Here is a 15,338-nt window from a genome sequence, read left to right on the forward strand (position 1 = left end):
TTAAACGTCAGAAATTTATACTTTCTTTACGTATAAAAAAAGGGCTGGGAGTAACCTCGGAAGAGATTTCATCCTGCCCTTTTCCTAACAAGGATTATACGAATTCGATAATCGCTGTTTTTGCACCGTCACCTTTACGTGCACCAAGCTTCATGATGCGAGTGTATCCGCCTTGGCGGTCCTCATAACGTGGAGCGATGTCTGAGAATAGCTTTTGAAGTGCTGTTTCAGTGCTATCTTCGTCGGCTTTTTCGTTATATAAGAATGATTCTGCTTGACGACGGGCATGCAAATCGCCACGTTTACCAAGCGTGATCATCTTTTCAACAACAGACTGAACTTCTTTCGCTTTCGCTTCTGTTGTTTCAAGGCGCTCATGAACAATAAGGTCAGTGGCAAGATTGCGTAGTAATGCCATACGTACGTCAGTTGTGCGACCTAATTTTCTAGCCATGTCAGTTCCCTCCTTTACAGAGTATCTCTATATCAGCGACTTTATCCTAGTCGTCTTTGCGCAAGCCTAAGCCAAGTTCTTCAAGCTTATGCTTAACTTCCTCAAGAGATTTACGTCCAAGGTTACGAACCTTCATCATATCCTCTTCAGACTTTTGAGCAAGCTCTTGAACTGTGTTAATTCCAGCGCGCTTTAGGCAGTTGTAAGAACGAACGGATAAGTCAAGTTCTTCGATGGTCATTTCAAGAACCTTTTCTTTCTGGTCCTCTTCTTTTTCCACCATAATTTCTGCTTTTTGGGCTTCGTCGGTTAGTCCAACAAAAATATTTAGGTGTTCCATATAAATCTTGGCACCTAATGATACTGCTTCTTCTGGTCGAATGCTTCCGTCAGTCCATACGTCTAACGTTAGCTTATCAAAATTTGTCACCTGACCTACGCGAGTGTTTTCCACTTGGTAGGTTACACGTGAGATTGGAGTGAAAATGGAATCAACTGGAATGACGCCGATTGGCTGATCATCATGGTTGTTTGCTTCTGCAGGACGATACCCACGTCCTTTTTCAGCAGTGATTCGCATGCGTAAACTAGCGTTCGTTTGGAGTGTTGCAATGTGGATTTCAGGATTCAAAATCTCAACATCGCTATCATGCGTGATGTCTGCTGCCGTAACAGATCCTTCTCCCTGCACATCAATCTCTAACGTTTTCGTTTCTTCAGAAAAAATCTTCAGAGCTAGTTTCTTAAGATTAATCACGATTGTTGTAACATCTTCAACTACACCATCGATTGTTGAGAACTCATGAAGAGCTCCATCCATCTGTACTGATGTTACAGCAGCGCCAGGAAGTGAGGATAATAGGATACGACGCAAGGAGTTTCCTAGTGTTGTACCATACCCACGTTCAAGCGGTTCGACGACGAACTTTCCAAATGTGGCATCATCGCTGATCTCAACCGTTTCAATTTTTGGCTTTTCAATTTCGATCATTAAATTTAACCCTCCTTCAAAACGTCGAAACCCCGGTTAGACTTTAGTCTAACCGAAATTCCTCAGGTAGGCAGTCCCCGTTTTTGCACATCTTTTATATTATCAATCTTTTGTCTTGTGCAATGCTGTTTAATAGCTATCATAACCCATTATAGACAGGGTGACAAATTCTATACAAACAAATTATACACGACGACGTTTTGGCGGGCGGCAACCATTGTGTGGTACTGGGGTAACATCACGAATGGCTGTAACTTCAAGGCCTGCTGCTTGTAGGGAACGAATAGCCGCTTCACGACCAGCTCCTGGGCCTTTTACAGTTACTTCTAGACTTTTCATACCGTGTTCTTGAGATGCTTTAGCTGCTGCTTCCGCTGCCATTTGTGCTGCGAAAGGAGTAGATTTACGAGAGCCTTTGAAACCAAGGGATCCTGAACTAGCCCAGCTAATCACATTACCTTGAACATCAGTGATCGAAACAATGGTATTGTTAAAAGTAGAACGAATGTGCGCGACACCAGATTCTATATTCTTTTTCACGCGTTTTTTACGTACGTTTGTTTTACGAGCCATAGAGTTTCACTTACCTCCTTTGCCTTATTTTTTCTTATTAGCGATCGTACGACGTGGACCTTTACGTGTACGAGAGTTGTTCTTCGTTTTTTGTCCGCGAAGTGGAAGACCACGACGGTGACGAACTCCACGATACGAGCCAATCTCAATTAAACGTTTAATGTCTAGAGAGTTTTCACGGCGAAGATCACCTTCAACGTTATAACCCTCTACAGCTTTACGGATCTGAGCTAGTTCATCTTCAGTAAGATCACGAACGCGTGTATCTTCTGCAACGCCAGCTTCAGCTACGATTTCTTTCGCTGTAGTATGGCCGATTCCATACACATAGGTTAATGAAATGACTACACGCTTGTCACGTGGAATGTCTATACCTGCAACACGTGCCATTCAGCAGTGCACCTCCTTCAATATTATCCTTGTTTTTGTTTATGCTTAGGGTTATCGCAAATAACCATTACTTTACCTTTACGACGGACAACTTTGCATTTTTCGCAAATTGGTTTAACAGATGCTCTTACCTTCATCATCCATACCTCCTTTTAGACGGAGTATTTCACGCTACTTATAGCGGTAGGTAATACGTCCTCTACTTAAATCATAAGGAGAAAGTTCAACCGTCACTTTATCTCCAGGCAAAATGCGAATGTAATGCATACGTATTTTACCGGAAACATGGGCTAGCACTGTATGACCGTTTTCTAACTCCACTTTAAACGTTGCATTGGGCAACGTGTCAACAACGGTACCTTCAACTTCAATTACATCTTCTTTCGCCATCGAGTTGATCCTCCTTTAAATCAGTCACTGCTTCATTTACAAATTTTGATAAGGCAAATCGTAGTTTGCCATTCGTTACGCGACCAGTTTCTAGAAGGCTGTTTTGGACTTCTGGGGATATATAGTCCATTAATTTAATGTGATGAACGTTCTTTTTCTTAGGACGATCATACTTTCTTTTCTCCCCATCCGCTAGCAGCACAAAACGATTATCAACTACTCCGATGATAATCATATATTGTTCTACCTCTCGCCCTTGCAAGACACGAACAATTTGACCTATTCGTGGACTCGACTCCGCTTCGTTCAACAACGATCACCTTCACTTAGGCTTTTGTTAAAATCTCAAAACCTTCATCCGTTATGGCAATGGTGTGCTCAAAGTGAGCGCACATTTTACCATCTTCTGTAACAACCGTCCAATTGTCATCAAGTGTTTTCACATAACGCTCACCTGCATTGACCATTGGTTCTACGGCTAAGACCATTCCAGGCTTCAAACGAGGGCCTTTATTTGGCGGTCCGAAATGTGGAATCTGTGGGTCTTCATGTAGCTCTTGACCTACACCATGACCGACATATTCCCGTACAATCGAAAAGCCTTTTGGCTCTACAAATGATTGAATCGCATGGGAGATGTTTGATAATCGAACAGCTGGTTTTGCTTCGTTTAGCCCTTTGAATAAGCATTCTTCTGTGACATCAAGCAATTCCTGCGTTTCTTCATCAATTTCACCTACTGGATATGTCCAGGCTGAATCTCCATGATACCCTTTGTATTTAGCACCAATATCAATGGAGATAATGTCACCATTATTCAGCGTGCGATCTCCTGGAATACCATGTACCAGCTCTTCATTGACCGAAGTACAAATACTACCACGGAACCCATTATAACCTTTAAAAGAAGGAATTGCATCCATATCACGAATGAATTTATCTGCTATATCATCTAATTGCTGCGTTGTAATACCTGGTTTTATATGCTTTTGCAATTCTTGGTGCGTCAATGCAACGATTTTTCCTGCGTGACGCATGATTTCAATTTCGCGTGGTGTTTTTGTAATTATCATTAAGATAAGCCTCCGAGCTTTTCATCGATATCATGGAATACTTTATCAATGTCTTGGTCACCATCAATGGTAACGAGATATCCCTTATCCTCATAGAAGTCTAAGAGAGGTTTTGTGTTTTGTAGATTGACTTCCAAGCGCTTGCGAACCGTTTCTGGCTTGTCATCATCGCGTTGAATCAATTCGGAACCATCATGATCACATTTCCCTTCCACTTTAGGAGGGTTATATTTTACATGATACGTTGCTCCACATGTCGGGCATATGCGACGGCCTGTTAAGCGCTCCACAAGGTGTTCAGTATCAACATCGATATGAAGGACATAATCAAGTGTTGTACCTAAATCAGTTAATAAGTTTTCTAGCGCTTCTGCCTGAGCAATGGTTCTTGGGAACCCATCAAGCAAAAAGCCATTCTTACAATCATCTTTGGCAAGGCGTTCGCGAACTATACCTATTGTTACTTCATCAGGTACAAGTTCGCCAGCATCCATAAAGGATTTCGCCTTATTTCCTAGCTGTGTTCCTTCTTTGATCGCAGAACGGAACATATCTCCTGTTGAGATATGAGGGATTTCATACTTTTCAACGATTTTTTCCGCCTGGGTGCCTTTTCCGGCCCCGGGAGGACCCATTAAGATTAAGTTCAAAATGTTCCCCTCGCTCTCATTGGTTAGTACAATCTTATTTAATGAAGCCTTTATAGTGACGTTTCACTAGTTGGCTCTCTAATTGTTTCATTGTTTCTAAAGCTACACCTACTACGATTAGTAGACCTGTACCTCCGATTTGTACACTTTGCGGTAGTCCTACTAGTCCTCCAAGCACAACAGGCATAATAGCGATAAGTGCCAAGAACAGCGATCCTACAAATGTTAAACGGTACAAGACACGAGTCAAATACGTTTCAGTGTTCTTTCCTGGACGGATACCAGGAATGTAGCCACCTTGTTTCTTCAGGTTCTCTGCCATTTGTTCAGGGTTAACTTGAACAAATGTATAGAAATAGGTGAATGCTATGATTAGACCTACATAAATAATCATTCCAGGCCAGTTTTGATAATCAAAAATATACTGGATGGTACTTGCAATTTCATTATCACCAAAGAAGCCAGCCACAGTACGTGGTGCAATGATGAAGGAAATTGCAAAGATTACTGGAATTACCCCTGCCGCGTTTACCTTAATTGGTAAGTGGGTAGAGTGTCCACCAACAGGTGAACGGTTAACCAAACGTTTTGCATATTGGATAGGAATTTTACGCAATGCTTGTTGAATGAAAATAACACCAACAACTATCGCGACCGTAACCAATGCAATTAATGCTACAATAACTAAATTTATAAATAACTGCTCGCCAGCATCCGCAATATACTTCTCATATAGCTGGTTTACACCACCAGGGATACCAGCCGCAATTCCTGCAAAAATTAGAATTGAAATCCCGTTTCCTACGCCGTGGGCAGTGATTTGTTCACCTAACCACATTAAAAAGGCTGTTCCACTTGTTAGAACCACAGCAATTACTAAGAATTTAGCAACACCTGGATCAGCAATCAACTGGCCTTGAGTTAATGTGTTAAAGCCAATTGACATTCCAATTGCTTGGATAAAAGCAAGAACAACCGTTGCGTAACGAGTAAACTGAGCTAATTTACGACGTCCAACTTCACCTTGCTTCTTCCATTCAGCAAATTTCGGTACGACGTCCATTTGCAATAACTGCATGATAATGGATGCCGTAATGTAAGGCATAATTCCCATTGCAAAGATGGAGAATTGTTTCAATGCCCCACCTCCGAATGTGTTTAAGAAACCAAAAACGTTATTTTCATTCATAAAGTTAATGGCTTCTTTATTGGTGAATGGAACAGGAATAAACGTTCCAAGTCGGAAGATGATTAACATAGCAAGTGTGAAGAAGATCTTCCGTCGAATATCACCCACGCGCATAAAATTGGAGATTGTCTGGAACATTAGATCACCTCAGTTTGACCGCCCGCTGCTTCTATTGCTTCCTTCGCTGAAGCAGAGAACTTATGAGCTTTTACGTTTAGTTTTTTAACAATGTTACCTTTTCCAAGAATCTTTACACCTGATTCAAGTTTGCTAACCACGCCTGTTTCAAGTAAAAGCTCAGGAGTGACTTCTGTACCATCTTCAAAACGATTTAATGCTTCAAGGTTCACTACTGCGTACTCTTTACGGTGAATGTTTGTAAAACCACGTTTTGGTAGGCGTTGGAATAAAGGCATTTGACCACCTTCGAAACCTGGACGCACACCGCCGCCAGCACGAGCTTTTTGCCCTTTATGACCACGGCCAGAGGTTTTACCATTACCTGAAGACATGCCACGACCTACGCGGTTACGTTCTTTACGAGTACCTTTTACTGCCTTCAATTCATGAAGTTTCATTCGAGCACCTCCTCTTTTACGCTTTACGCTTATTAAGCTTCTTTAACCGTTACTAAGTGAGATATCTTATCAGCCATACCGCGTACAGCTGGTGTATCATCGTGAACAACGGTTTGATTAATTTTGTTAAGACCAAGAGCTTTTACAGTAGAACGTTGCCCTTCTGGTCTGCCAATTACACTGCGCGTGAGGGTAATTTCTAATTTTTTAGACATGTCATTTCCCTCCTTATCCTAACAGTTCTTCTACAGACTTTCCACGAAGTTTTGCTACGTCTTCTGCACGCTTCAATTCGTCAAGTCCGTTTAGAGTTGCACGTACCATGTTAATTGGTGTGTTAGATCCTAATGACTTAGTAAGAATATCACCTACACCTGCAAGTTCAAGCACGGCACGAACAGGTCCACCAGCGATAACTCCTGTACCTTTTGCCGCTGGTTTCATAAGGATGTTACCAGCACCAAAACGTCCAACGATTTCATGTGGGATCGTAGTACCAACTCTTGGTACTTCAATTAGATTTTTCTTCGCATCTTCAATTGCCTTACGAATTGCTTCTGGTACTTCTAGAGCTTTACCTGTACCAAAGCCAACATGACCATTTTTATCTCCAATTACAACCAATGCAGCAAAACGGAAACGGCGTCCACCTTTAACAACCTTTGCTACACGATTGACCGTAACAACGCGTTCTTCAAGATCTAATTTACTTGGATCAACGCTAATACGCATGTGTATGTCCCTCCTTTTACTATTAAAATTCTAGACCAGCTTCGCGAGCAGCGTCAGCTAAAGCTTTCACACGTCCGTGATATAGATAACCACCACGGTCAAAAACAATTGTTTTGAAACCATTGTCTTGCGCACGCTTTGCAACTAATTCACCAATCTTAGCTGCTGCTTCTACGTTACCAGTATTCTCTAGATTTAAATCATTTTCAACTGTAGAAGCGCTTGATACTGTTACACCATTCACATCATCGATAAGTTGTGCATAGATGTGTTTGTTTGAACGATAAACGTTAAGACGTGGACGTTCCGGAGTACCAGCTACTTTTTTACGTACGCGAGAATGTCTTTTCTTACGTACCGCATTTTTATCAGCTTTTGTGATCATCTAGGTCACTCCTTTCTGTTCCCTATCGAACCTTATTTAGCAGTCTTACCTTCTTTACGACGTACATTTTCACCTTCGTAACGAATACCTTTTCCTTTGTAAGGTTCAGGTGGGCGAATGGATCGGATGTTTGCAGCTACCGCGCCAACTAGCTCTTTGTCGATACCTTTTACAGTAATCTTAGCCTGGGACGGAACTTCAAGCTCGATGCCTTCGCGGTTTTCAATCTCAACTGGATGAGAGTAACCAGCGTTCACTACAACCTTGTCACCTTGTTTCATTGCACGGTAACCAACACCTTGGATTTCAAGGCTTTTTTCGAATCCTTTAGAAACACCTTCAACCATGTTTCCAATAAGGCTACGAGTAGTACCATGTAAGGAACGGTGCTCTTTGTTGTCAGATGGACGTTCAACTGTTAGAACGTTGTCTTCGATCTTAACTGTCATTTCAGGGTGTAATGTGCGAGTTAGTTCGCCTTTAGGGCCCTTAACTCTTACATCGTTCCCCTCAATATTAATTTCAACACCTTCTGGGATGTGTAAATGTTTTAATCCTACACGAGACATTCTATGCACCTCCTCATTTATAGAAATATATTACCAAACGTAAGCAAGCACTTCGCCGCCGATAGCTTGTTGACGTGCTTCTTTGTCTGTTAGTACACCATGTGAAGTAGAAACGACTGCTATTCCAAGACCGTTTAACACACGAGGGATTTCATCCGCTTTTGCATAAACACGAAGCCCTGGCTTACTGATACGTTTAAGTCCAGTAATAACACGCTCATTGTTCGCACCGTATTTAAGAAAAATGCGTATGATTCCTTGTTTATTATCTTCAACGAATTCGTAATCACGTACGAAACCTTCACGCTTAAGGATGTCAGCAACTTCCTTTTTAAGCTTTGAAGCAGGAAGCTCAAGTTTCTCGTGACGTACCATGTTTGCATTACGAATACGAGTTAGCATATCTGCAATTGGATCTGTCATGACCATTAGTGTTTACCTCCTTCCCTAATGTGGGATTACCAGCTTGCTTTTTTGACTCCAGGAATTTGACCTTTATATGCAAGTTCACGGAAACAAATACGGCAAAGTTTAAAATCTCGTAGCACTGAGTGTGGACGTCCACAACGTTCGCAACGTGTGTACTCACGGACTTTATACTTTTGAGGTCTTTGTTGTTTCACGATCATTGATTTTTTAGCCACTATTTTCCCTCCTTTTAAAGCTTAATAGCTTATTTTTGGAAAGGCATACCGAATTGAGTTAATAATTCGCGTGCTTCTTCGTCATTATTAGCTGTAGTTACAATAACGATATCCATACCGCGTACTTTGTTAACTTTATCATAATTAATCTCTGGGAAAATCAACTGTTCTTTAACTCCAAGAGTGTAGTTTCCACGGCCATCGAAGGCTTTTTTGGAAATTCCACGGAAGTCACGAACACGTGGTAGAGATACTGCAATTAGTTTTTGTAGAAACTCATACATGCGCTCACCACGAAGGGTTACTTTTGCACCAATAGGCATTCCTTCACGTAGACGGAAACCTGCGATTGATTTTTTAGCCTTAGTAATTAAAGGTTTTTGACCAGAGATCAATGTTAACTCCTCAACAGCGTTGTCTAATGCCTTTGCGTTTTGCACCGCGTCACCAACACCCATGTTGATGATGATTTTTTCAACCTTCGGTACCTGCATTACTGATTCATAATCGAATTTGCTCTGTAAAGACGGAATAACTTCCTCTTTATATTGTTTCATAAGTTCGTTCATCGGGTAGCCCTCCTTTCGTCGCTAAGTTATTTATCTAACGCTTCACCGGATTTTTTAGCGATACGAACTTTGTTCCCGTCGCGCTCTTCATAGCTAACGCGAGTTGGTTCGCCAGTTTTCGGATCAATTGGTAATACGTTCGATACATGGATTGGTGCTTCCTGGCTAAGGATCCCGCCCTGAGGGTTGTCTTGAGACGGCTTAGCATGTTTTTTAATAACATTCACGCCTTCTACAAGGACACGCTCTTTTTTAGGATAAGCTTCAAGAATCGTAGCTTCTTTGCCTTTATCCTTACCAGTGATCACCATGACTTTGTCACCTTTTTTTACGTGCATGCTTGTGGCACCTCCTTACAAGGCAAAAAATTCTTGACTATAATACTTCTGGAGCTAGTGATACGATCTTCATAAATTTGTGTTCACGAAGTTCACGAGCAACAGGTCCGAAAATACGAGTACCACGTGGGCCTTTATCGTCTTTGATAATTACCGCAGCATTTTCGTCAAAGCGGATGTAAGAACCGTCTTTACGGCGAGCTCCAGTTTTAGAACGAACGATAACAGCACGTACTACTTCGTTCTTTTTGACAACGCCACCTGGTGTTGCTTGTTTCACTGAGCACACAATTACATCGCCAATGTTTGCAGTTTTACGGCCTGAACCGCCTAGAACTTTAATGGTTTTCACTTCACGTGCACCAGAGTTGTCTGCAACTTTTAACGTGCTTTCTTGTTGAATCATACAGGTGTTACCTCCCTTCGGCATTCATTCCGAGCGATCTCTATTAGATAATTACTGATTCTTCAACGATTTCTACTAAACGGAAACGTTTGCTTGCTGAAAGAGGACGAGTTTCCATGATACGTACAACATCGCCGACTTTCGCTGAGTTCTGCTCATCATGTGTTTTAAACTTCTTAGAGTATTTAACACGTTTACCATAAAGTTGGTGGAACTTATAAGTCTCAACTAAAACGGTAATCGTCTTATCCATTTTATCTGAAACGACACGGCCAACATAAACTTTACGATTATTACGCTCTTCAGTCATCGAGGCTAACCTCCTCTCGTTTATCTATTATTTACGCCTACTTCACGTTCACGAACAACGGTTTTCATACGCGCGATTGATTTACGAACCTGACGGATGCGCGCTGTGTTTTCCAACTGGCCTGTTGCTAGTTGGAAGCGTAAGTTGAAAAGCTCTTCTTTAAGAGATTTAACTTTTTGTTCAATTTCGGCAGTGGTTAGTTCTCTAATTTCATTAGCCTTCATTGATCTCACCACCAATTTCTTCACGTTTTACAAACTTCGTCTTAATCGGTAGTTTGTGAGAAGCAAGACGCAATGCTTCGCGTGCAACTTCTTCAGATACACCAGCGATTTCAAACATGATCTTACCTGGTTTCACAACTGCTACCCAGCCTTCAGGAGCACCTTTACCGGAACCCATGCGTACCTCTAGAGGTTTAGCTGTATAAGGTTTGTCTGGGAAAATCTTAATCCATACTTTACCGCCACGTTTCATGTAACGAGTCATAGCAATACGTGCTGCCTCGATTTGACGGCTTGTGATTCGAGCTGGTTCTACAGCTTGTAGTCCAAATTCACCGAAAGCTACAGTAGTACCGCCTTTTGCACGGCCACCTAAGCTGTCGCGATGTTGCTTACGATATTTAACACGTTTTGGCATTAACATAATGCTTATCCCCCTTCCTTAGTTCTTTTTAGATGGAAGGACTTCTCCACGATAGATCCACACTTTAACTCCTAGCTTACCGTAAGTGGTGTCTGCTTCTGCAGTACCATAATCGATGTCAGCGCGAAGTGTGTGAAGTGGTACAGTACCTTCACTATAGCGTTCTGCACGAGCAATGTCAGCCCCGCCTAGACGACCAGATACTTGGGTTTTGATACCTTTTGCACCGGCACGCATAGCGCGTTGGATGGATTGTTTTTGTGCACGACGGAATGAAACACGATTTTCTAATTGTTTTGCGATGTTATCAGCAACTAGTGCTGCATCTAAGTCAGCTTTTTTCACTTCAACGATGTTGATGTGAACTCTTTTACCAGTAAGTTCATTAAGAGCTTTACGAAGTGCTTCAACTTCGGAACCACCTTTACCAATTACCATACCTGGCTTAGCAGTGTGGACGGAAATGTTAACGCGGTTCGCAGCACGTTCGATTTCAACTGTAGAAAGAGCAGCTTCTGAAAGACGATTTTCTACATATTCACGAATTTTAATGTCTTCATGTAGTAAATCTGCATAATCTTTACCGGAGTACCATTTTGACTCCCAGTCACGAATAACGCCAATACGCAGACCTACTGGATTAACTTTTTGACCCACTTCTTATCCCTCCTTCTTTTCTGATACAACTACTGTGATATGGCTAGTGCGCTTGTTGATTTGGCTTGCGCGTCCCATTGCGCGAGGACGGAAACGTTTCAACGTTACACCTTCGTCTACAAACGCTTCAGAAATCACTAGGTTTTCTGGGTCCATTTCATAGTTATGCTCAGCGTTTGCAATCGCAGAATTCAATACTTTTTCAACTTCTGGAGAAGCTCCGCGTTGTGTATGACGTAATACCGCAATCGCTTCGCCAACCTTTTTTCCTCGAATTAAATTGATTACCAAACGAACTTTACGAGGAGCAATACGAACGGATTTCGCAACGGCTTTGGCTTGCATCTTGTGTGCCTCCTCTCATTTAGCGTTTTGTTTTCTTGTCATCGCCACCATGGCCTTTAAACGTACGTGTTGGTGCGAATTCGCCAAGTTTATGACCTACCATGTCTTCTGTAACATAAACAGGTACATGTTTGCGTCCATCATATACTGCGATTGTGTGTCCAACAAAATTAGGGAAAATTGTAGAACGACGAGACCAAGTTTTGATCACCTGATGCTTGTTGTTTTCGTTTAATGCTTCAACTTTTTTCATCAAGTGATCGTCGACGAAAGGTCCTTTCTTTAGGCTACGTCCCATGAATTTACCTCCCTTCGTGTTTGACAATAAGAATACTGCTTATTATCAAGCATATTATTTCTTACGACGACGAACGATATATTTATCAGTATCTTTGTTACGTTTACGAGTCTTCTTACCAAGAGTAGGTTTACCCCATGGAGACATTGGAGAAGGAAGACCGATTGGCGCGCGTCCTTCACCACCACCGTGTGGGTGATCAACTGGGTTCATAACAGAACCACGAACAGTCGGACGGATACCTTTCCAACGAGAGCGTCCAGCTTTACCTACAGTGATAAGTTCGTGCTCTAAGTTACCAACTTGACCTACAGTTGCGCGGCAAGTGCCAAGAATCAAGCGAACTTCACCTGAAGTTAAGCGAACTAGAGTATATTTACCTTCACGACCAAGGATTTGAGCTTGAGCACCTGCAGAACGAGCCAATTGCCCGCCATGACCTGGCTTTAACTCAATGTTGTGAATAGTAGTACCTACCGGAATATCTTTCAACGGAAGAGCGTTACCTACTTTGATGTCCGCTTCCTCACCAGCAATAATAGTAGTATCTACTTTAAGGCCTTTAGGAGCAAGGATATAACGCTTTTCACCATCAACATAGTTGATTAATGCAATGTTAGCGGAGCGGTTCGGATCGTACTCGATGCTAGCAACGCGGCCTGGTATTCCATCTTTGTCGCGATTGAAGTCGATTTTACGATATTGACGCTTATGACCTCCGCCTTGATGACGAACTGTTAGACGACCTTGGTTATTACGTCCACCTTTGTTATGAAGTGGAGTTAACAAGGACTTTTCTGGTTGATCAGTTGTGATTTCGCTGAAATCAGAACCTGACATAAACCGACGACCGTTTGTGGTTGGTCTATATTTTTTAATCGCCATCTGTTTACCCTCCTTTATTATTGAAGTTTATTTATTATGCACCTTCGAAGAATTCAAGGTCTTGGCTATCTTCAGTTAGCGTTACAATAGCTTTTTTACTATCTGAACGGTAACCTCCATAACGACCCATACGCTTGAATTTACCTTTAGTGTTCATTGTGTTAACTTTTTCAACTTTAACATCAAAAATTGTTTGAATAGCTTCTTTGATTTCAGTTTTGTTTGAATCTGCATCTACTTCAAACGTGTATTTTTTCTGTTCCATTATATCAGCAGATTGCTCTGTGATAATCGGGCGCTTAATAATATCACGTGGATCTTTCATTATGCAAGCACCTCCCCTGCTTTTTCAGCTGCTTCTTTAGTTAAAATCAGCTTGTCATGCGTTAGCAAGTCTAGTACATTTACCTGCTCAAGTGTTACGGCTTTAACACCAGGAATGTTGCTAGATGAACGTACAACATTTTCGTCATGGTCAACTGTAACAATTAAAGCTTCTTTTGCACTAAGTCCGTTTAGTAGGTTTGCAACTTCTTTTGTTTTTGGAGCTTCAAGTGAAAGACTCTCAAGAACGAAAAGGTCATTGCTTGCTGCTTTCTCAGAAAGAGCAGACTTTAGAGCTAAACGACGTACTTTTTTAGGTAGCTTGTAGCTGTAACTGCGTGGTGTAGGACCAAATACAGTACCACCACCTACCCATTGTGGTGAACGGATGGAACCATGACGAGCACGTCCTGTTCCTTTTTGGCGCCAAGGTTTGCTGCCTCCGCCACTTACTTCTGATCTGTTTTTAACTTCATGAGTACCTTGACGTAATGAAGCGCGTTGCATCAATACTGTCTCATGCATAACATGTTCATTTGGTTCAATACCAAAAACGGCATCAGCTAATTCTACATCGCCAACTTGAGAACCGCTTTGGTTATAAAGTGTTACTTTAGGCATGACTTATCCTCCCTTCGTTTTGTAATTATTGGACCGTGCTTGGGCCTGTAATTTTAACGTAAGATTTCTTTGCGCCAGGTACATTACCTTTAACAAGTAGAAGATTACGTTCTTCGTCTACTTTAACAACCTCAAGGTTTTGGATTGTTACTGTTCTAGCACCCATTTGACCAGGTAGTTTTTTACCTTTGAATACGTGCATTGAGTTAATGTCACCCATAGTACCTGGACGACGGTGGTAACGAGAACCGTGTGTTAGTGGTCCAGTGGATTGGTTATGGCGTTTGATTGCGCCTTGGAAACCTTTGCCCTTAGAAGTACCAGTAACATCAATTTTGTCTCCAGCTGCAAATACGTTTACAGAAACCTCTTGACCCATTTCATAGTCTTCAAGGTTTGTATCACGGAATTCACGAATGAAGCGCTTAGGAGTTGCTTCAGCTTTTTCAACATGACCTTTGTCAGGCTTATTAGCTAACTTTACGCGCTTTTCAGCGAACCCTAACTGGATTGCTTCATATCCATCATTTTCAACTGTTTTCTTTTGAAGAACAACGTTTGGTTCTGCTTGAATAACAGTTACTGGTGTTAACTCGCCGTTGTCATTGAAAAGCTGAGTCATACCAATTTTTCGACCTAAGATTCCTTTCGTCATCCGTTACACCTCCTATTTCGTTCTTAATATTTATAATTTAATTTCAATGTCCACTCCGGATGGTAAATCTAAACGCATTAGTGAGTCAACCGTTTGTGGTGTTGGATTAACAATGTCAATCAAACGTTTATGCGTACGCATTTCAAATTGCTCACGAGCATCTTTGAATTTATGTGTAGCACGTAGGATCGTATAGATAGATCGATCTGTTGGAAGCGGGATTGGACCAGATACATTAGCACCGGAACGCTTCGCTGTGTCTACGATCTTTTCAGCGGATTGATCAAGAATACGGTGATCATACGCCTTTAAACGGATACGGATTTTCTCTTTTGCCATTATTTTCCCTCCTTTTTTCGCCCATTTTAGTAATAGACATTCTCCGCGAAAATTTATCCTGACCGCCCTGCCATGGCAAAGGGGCCGGGTGTGTCAGCAACCTTTCGCTTCATCGCCTTTTATGACCAACATTATTCATTATAATAAATAGTCAGCCCATATGCAAGAGTGAATTCAATATTTACCGTATGAATTCGCACTTTTAATATTATACAAATCCTATAGGCAGAAATCAAGGGATATATATAATTTTATTAGCTCTCTCTTGTCTAGACTTATAAATCGAGTTTCTTCTATTATAAAGTGTTAACTTGTATTCCTTCTC

The 15,338-nt window shown here is 41.6% G+C and carries 31 protein-coding genes; all 31 read right to left on the bottom strand.

All coding sequences use genetic code 11. The annotated features are described in order from the left end of the window. Positions 1-94 precede the first annotated feature (94 nt). Complete coding sequence (gene rplQ, locus N782_RS11280; RefSeq protein ID WP_036819747.1) at positions 95-454, bottom strand: 50S ribosomal protein L17; 360 nt, start codon at positions 452-454, stop codon at positions 95-97. A gap of 46 nt (positions 455-500) precedes the next feature. After that, positions 501-1,445 (bottom strand): DNA-directed RNA polymerase subunit alpha, encoded by a 945-nt coding sequence (locus N782_RS11285; RefSeq protein ID WP_036819751.1) that lies wholly within the window; start codon positions 1,443-1,445, stop codon positions 501-503. A gap of 183 nt (positions 1,446-1,628) precedes the next feature. After that, entirely contained in the window at positions 1,629-2,018 is a 390-nt protein-coding gene (gene rpsK / locus N782_RS11290; protein WP_036819754.1) for a 30S ribosomal protein S11, read from the bottom strand. A 24-nt stretch (positions 2,019-2,042) separates the two neighbouring features. Then, positions 2,043-2,408, bottom strand: coding sequence for a 30S ribosomal protein S13 (rpsM, locus tag N782_RS11295; protein WP_036819757.1), 366 nt, complete (start codon positions 2,406-2,408; stop codon positions 2,043-2,045). Positions 2,409-2,431: 23 nt separating this feature from the next. Then, positions 2,432-2,545, bottom strand: a complete 114-nt coding sequence (rpmJ, locus tag N782_RS11300; RefSeq protein WP_036819759.1) for a 50S ribosomal protein L36 — start codon at positions 2,543-2,545, stop codon at positions 2,432-2,434. 34 nt (positions 2,546-2,579) lie between these two features. Continuing rightward, positions 2,580-2,798: a translation initiation factor IF-1 gene (infA, locus tag N782_RS11305; RefSeq protein ID WP_036819761.1), complete on the bottom strand. Its 219-nt coding sequence runs from the start codon at positions 2,796-2,798 to the stop codon at positions 2,580-2,582. Then, positions 2,776-3,108, bottom strand: a complete 333-nt coding sequence (locus N782_RS11310) for a KOW domain-containing RNA-binding protein (protein ID WP_036819764.1) — start codon at positions 3,106-3,108, stop codon at positions 2,776-2,778. The genes infA and N782_RS11310 overlap by 23 nt, the downstream gene beginning before the upstream one ends. A gap of 16 nt (positions 3,109-3,124) precedes the next feature. Next, positions 3,125-3,871, bottom strand: coding sequence for a type I methionyl aminopeptidase (gene map / locus N782_RS11315; RefSeq protein ID WP_036819767.1), 747 nt, complete (start codon positions 3,869-3,871; stop codon positions 3,125-3,127). Beyond that, on the bottom strand, positions 3,871-4,521 hold the full coding sequence (locus N782_RS11320; protein WP_036819769.1) for an adenylate kinase: 651 nt from the start codon (positions 4,519-4,521) through the stop codon (positions 3,871-3,873). Before N782_RS11320 ends, map begins: the two co-directional genes overlap by 1 nt. Before the next feature lie 34 nt (positions 4,522-4,555). Further along, entirely contained in the window at positions 4,556-5,848 is a 1,293-nt protein-coding gene (gene secY, locus N782_RS11325) for a preprotein translocase subunit SecY (protein ID WP_036819771.1), read from the bottom strand. Further along, entirely contained in the window at positions 5,848-6,288 is a 441-nt protein-coding gene (rplO, locus tag N782_RS11330) for a 50S ribosomal protein L15 (RefSeq protein ID WP_036819773.1), read from the bottom strand. Before rplO ends, secY begins: the two co-directional genes overlap by 1 nt. Positions 6,289-6,320: 32 nt before the next feature. Continuing rightward, entirely contained in the window at positions 6,321-6,503 is a 183-nt protein-coding gene (gene rpmD / locus N782_RS11335; protein ID WP_036819776.1) for a 50S ribosomal protein L30, read from the bottom strand. Positions 6,504-6,516: 13 nt separating this feature from the next. Beyond that, complete coding sequence (rpsE, locus tag N782_RS11340; protein ID WP_036819779.1) at positions 6,517-7,020, bottom strand: 30S ribosomal protein S5; 504 nt, start codon at positions 7,018-7,020, stop codon at positions 6,517-6,519. A 22-nt stretch (positions 7,021-7,042) separates the two neighbouring features. Continuing rightward, positions 7,043-7,405 (bottom strand): 50S ribosomal protein L18, encoded by a 363-nt coding sequence (gene rplR, locus N782_RS11345; RefSeq protein ID WP_036819782.1) that lies wholly within the window; start codon positions 7,403-7,405, stop codon positions 7,043-7,045. Positions 7,406-7,437: 32 nt separating this feature from the next. Beyond that, positions 7,438-7,974 (bottom strand): 50S ribosomal protein L6, encoded by a 537-nt coding sequence (rplF, locus tag N782_RS11350; RefSeq protein ID WP_036819785.1) that lies wholly within the window; start codon positions 7,972-7,974, stop codon positions 7,438-7,440. Positions 7,975-8,004: 30 nt separating this feature from the next. Then, the gene (gene rpsH, locus N782_RS11355; protein WP_036819788.1) at positions 8,005-8,403 is read right to left on the bottom strand and encodes a 30S ribosomal protein S8; all 399 of its coding nucleotides are present in this window, start codon (positions 8,401-8,403) and stop codon (positions 8,005-8,007) included. Positions 8,404-8,432: 29 nt separating this feature from the next. Continuing rightward, on the bottom strand, positions 8,433-8,618 hold the full coding sequence (locus N782_RS11360; protein WP_036819790.1) for a type Z 30S ribosomal protein S14: 186 nt from the start codon (positions 8,616-8,618) through the stop codon (positions 8,433-8,435). A 29-nt stretch (positions 8,619-8,647) separates the two neighbouring features. After that, positions 8,648-9,187 carry a 50S ribosomal protein L5 gene (rplE, locus tag N782_RS11365; RefSeq protein WP_036819791.1) on the bottom strand — a complete coding sequence of 180 codons (540 nt, stop codon included), beginning with the start codon at positions 9,185-9,187 and terminating at the stop codon, positions 8,648-8,650. Positions 9,188-9,213: 26 nt separating this feature from the next. Beyond that, positions 9,214-9,525: a 50S ribosomal protein L24 gene (gene rplX / locus N782_RS11370; protein WP_036819794.1), complete on the bottom strand. Its 312-nt coding sequence runs from the start codon at positions 9,523-9,525 to the stop codon at positions 9,214-9,216. 37 nt (positions 9,526-9,562) lie between these two features. Further along, positions 9,563-9,931, bottom strand: coding sequence for a 50S ribosomal protein L14 (gene rplN, locus N782_RS11375; RefSeq protein ID WP_036819797.1), 369 nt, complete (start codon positions 9,929-9,931; stop codon positions 9,563-9,565). Positions 9,932-9,974: 43 nt separating this feature from the next. Further along, positions 9,975-10,241, bottom strand: a complete 267-nt coding sequence (rpsQ, locus tag N782_RS11380; RefSeq protein WP_036819800.1) for a 30S ribosomal protein S17 — start codon at positions 10,239-10,241, stop codon at positions 9,975-9,977. A 20-nt stretch (positions 10,242-10,261) separates the two neighbouring features. Beyond that, positions 10,262-10,465: a 50S ribosomal protein L29 gene (gene rpmC, locus N782_RS11385; RefSeq protein ID WP_036819803.1), complete on the bottom strand. Its 204-nt coding sequence runs from the start codon at positions 10,463-10,465 to the stop codon at positions 10,262-10,264. Then, complete coding sequence (rplP, locus tag N782_RS11390; RefSeq protein ID WP_036819805.1) at positions 10,455-10,889, bottom strand: 50S ribosomal protein L16; 435 nt, start codon at positions 10,887-10,889, stop codon at positions 10,455-10,457. The genes rpmC and rplP overlap by 11 nt, the downstream gene beginning before the upstream one ends. Positions 10,890-10,907: 18 nt before the next feature. Further along, positions 10,908-11,546, bottom strand: coding sequence for a 30S ribosomal protein S3 (rpsC, locus tag N782_RS11395; RefSeq protein ID WP_036819808.1), 639 nt, complete (start codon positions 11,544-11,546; stop codon positions 10,908-10,910). 3 nt (positions 11,547-11,549) lie between these two features. After that, a complete protein-coding gene (gene rplV / locus N782_RS11400; RefSeq protein ID WP_036819810.1) occupies positions 11,550-11,891 on the bottom strand; it encodes a 50S ribosomal protein L22 in 342 nt (113 codons plus the stop codon). Between the two features lie 19 nt (positions 11,892-11,910). After that, positions 11,911-12,189: a 30S ribosomal protein S19 gene (gene rpsS / locus N782_RS11405; protein ID WP_036819812.1), complete on the bottom strand. Its 279-nt coding sequence runs from the start codon at positions 12,187-12,189 to the stop codon at positions 11,911-11,913. Positions 12,190-12,243: 54 nt separating this feature from the next. Then, the gene (gene rplB / locus N782_RS11410) at positions 12,244-13,074 is read right to left on the bottom strand and encodes a 50S ribosomal protein L2 (RefSeq protein ID WP_036819815.1); all 831 of its coding nucleotides are present in this window, start codon (positions 13,072-13,074) and stop codon (positions 12,244-12,246) included. Between the two features lie 34 nt (positions 13,075-13,108). Next, complete coding sequence (gene rplW, locus N782_RS11415) at positions 13,109-13,399, bottom strand: 50S ribosomal protein L23 (RefSeq protein ID WP_036819819.1); 291 nt, start codon at positions 13,397-13,399, stop codon at positions 13,109-13,111. Then, positions 13,399-14,019 carry a 50S ribosomal protein L4 gene (rplD, locus tag N782_RS11420; protein WP_036819822.1) on the bottom strand — a complete coding sequence of 207 codons (621 nt, stop codon included), beginning with the start codon at positions 14,017-14,019 and terminating at the stop codon, positions 13,399-13,401. Before rplD ends, rplW begins: the two co-directional genes overlap by 1 nt. Positions 14,020-14,044: 25 nt before the next feature. Further along, entirely contained in the window at positions 14,045-14,674 is a 630-nt protein-coding gene (gene rplC, locus N782_RS11425) for a 50S ribosomal protein L3 (protein WP_036819825.1), read from the bottom strand. A gap of 30 nt (positions 14,675-14,704) precedes the next feature. After that, entirely contained in the window at positions 14,705-15,013 is a 309-nt protein-coding gene (gene rpsJ, locus N782_RS11430) for a 30S ribosomal protein S10 (protein WP_036819828.1), read from the bottom strand. Positions 15,014-15,338: the final 325 nt, after the last annotated feature.

Origin of the sequence: Pontibacillus yanchengensis Y32 (genome assembly GCF_000770635.1) — a bacterium.
Classification (GTDB): domain Bacteria; phylum Bacillota; class Bacilli; order Bacillales; family BH030062; genus Pontibacillus; species Pontibacillus yanchengensis.

Bases quoted from the DNA above. Each gene is read 5' to 3' on its own strand.
- rpsS (WP_036819812.1), bottom strand. From the start codon at position 12,189: ATGGGACGTAGCCTAAAGAAAGGACCTTTCGTCGACGATCACTTGATG.
- rpsM (WP_036819757.1), bottom strand. From the start codon at position 2,408: ATGGCACGTGTTGCAGGTATAGACATTCCACGTGACAAGCGTGTAGTC.
- rplV (WP_036819810.1), bottom strand. From the start codon at position 11,891: ATGCAAGCCAAAGCCGTTGCGAAATCCGTTCGTATTGCTCCTCGTAAA.
- rpmJ (WP_036819759.1), bottom strand. From the start codon at position 2,545: ATGAAGGTAAGAGCATCTGTTAAACCAATTTGCGAAAAATGCAAAGTT.
- rplW (WP_036819819.1), bottom strand. From the start codon at position 13,399: ATGAAAGATCCACGTGATATTATTAAGCGCCCGATTATCACAGAGCAA.
- rplF (WP_036819785.1), bottom strand. From the start codon at position 7,974: ATGTCTCGTGTAGGATTAAAACATTTACACATCCCAGAAGGTGTTGAA.
- rpsH (WP_036819788.1), bottom strand. From the start codon at position 8,403: ATGGTCATGACAGATCCAATTGCAGATATGCTAACTCGTATTCGTAAT.
- rplP (WP_036819805.1), bottom strand. From the start codon at position 10,889: ATGTTAATGCCAAAACGTGTTAAATATCGTAAGCAACATCGCGACAGC.
- rplD (WP_036819822.1), bottom strand. From the start codon at position 14,019: ATGCCTAAAGTAACACTTTATAACCAAAGCGGTTCTCAAGTTGGCGAT.
- rplR (WP_036819782.1), bottom strand. From the start codon at position 7,405: ATGATCACAAAAGCTGATAAAAATGCGGTACGTAAGAAAAGACATTCT.
- rpsE (WP_036819779.1), bottom strand. From the start codon at position 7,020: ATGCGTATTAGCGTTGATCCAAGTAAATTAGATCTTGAAGAACGCGTT.
- secY (WP_036819771.1), bottom strand. From the start codon at position 5,848: ATGTTCCAGACAATCTCCAATTTTATGCGCGTGGGTGATATTCGACGG.
- rplB (WP_036819815.1), bottom strand. From the start codon at position 13,074: ATGGCGATTAAAAAATATAGACCAACCACAAACGGTCGTCGGTTTATG.
- rpsK (WP_036819754.1), bottom strand. From the start codon at position 2,018: ATGGCTCGTAAAACAAACGTACGTAAAAAACGCGTGAAAAAGAATATA.
- rplN (WP_036819797.1), bottom strand. From the start codon at position 9,931: ATGATTCAACAAGAAAGCACGTTAAAAGTTGCAGACAACTCTGGTGCA.
- rplO (WP_036819773.1), bottom strand. From the start codon at position 6,288: ATGAAACTTCATGAATTGAAGGCAGTAAAAGGTACTCGTAAAGAACGT.
- rplQ (WP_036819747.1), bottom strand. From the start codon at position 454: ATGGCTAGAAAATTAGGTCGCACAACTGACGTACGTATGGCATTACTA.
- rpmD (WP_036819776.1), bottom strand. From the start codon at position 6,503: ATGTCTAAAAAATTAGAAATTACCCTCACGCGCAGTGTAATTGGCAGA.
- rpmC (WP_036819803.1), bottom strand. From the start codon at position 10,465: ATGAAGGCTAATGAAATTAGAGAACTAACCACTGCCGAAATTGAACAA.
- N782_RS11285 (WP_036819751.1), bottom strand. From the start codon at position 1,445: ATGATCGAAATTGAAAAGCCAAAAATTGAAACGGTTGAGATCAGCGAT.
- rplE (WP_036819791.1), bottom strand. From the start codon at position 9,187: ATGAACGAACTTATGAAACAATATAAAGAGGAAGTTATTCCGTCTTTA.
- infA (WP_036819761.1), bottom strand. From the start codon at position 2,798: ATGGCGAAAGAAGATGTAATTGAAGTTGAAGGTACCGTTGTTGACACG.
- rpsJ (WP_036819828.1), bottom strand. From the start codon at position 15,013: ATGGCAAAAGAGAAAATCCGTATCCGTTTAAAGGCGTATGATCACCGT.
- rplX (WP_036819794.1), bottom strand. From the start codon at position 9,525: ATGCACGTAAAAAAAGGTGACAAAGTCATGGTGATCACTGGTAAGGAT.
- rpsQ (WP_036819800.1), bottom strand. From the start codon at position 10,241: ATGACTGAAGAGCGTAATAATCGTAAAGTTTATGTTGGCCGTGTCGTT.
- map (WP_036819767.1), bottom strand. From the start codon at position 3,871: ATGATAATTACAAAAACACCACGCGAAATTGAAATCATGCGTCACGCA.
- rplC (WP_036819825.1), bottom strand. From the start codon at position 14,674: ATGACGAAAGGAATCTTAGGTCGAAAAATTGGTATGACTCAGCTTTTC.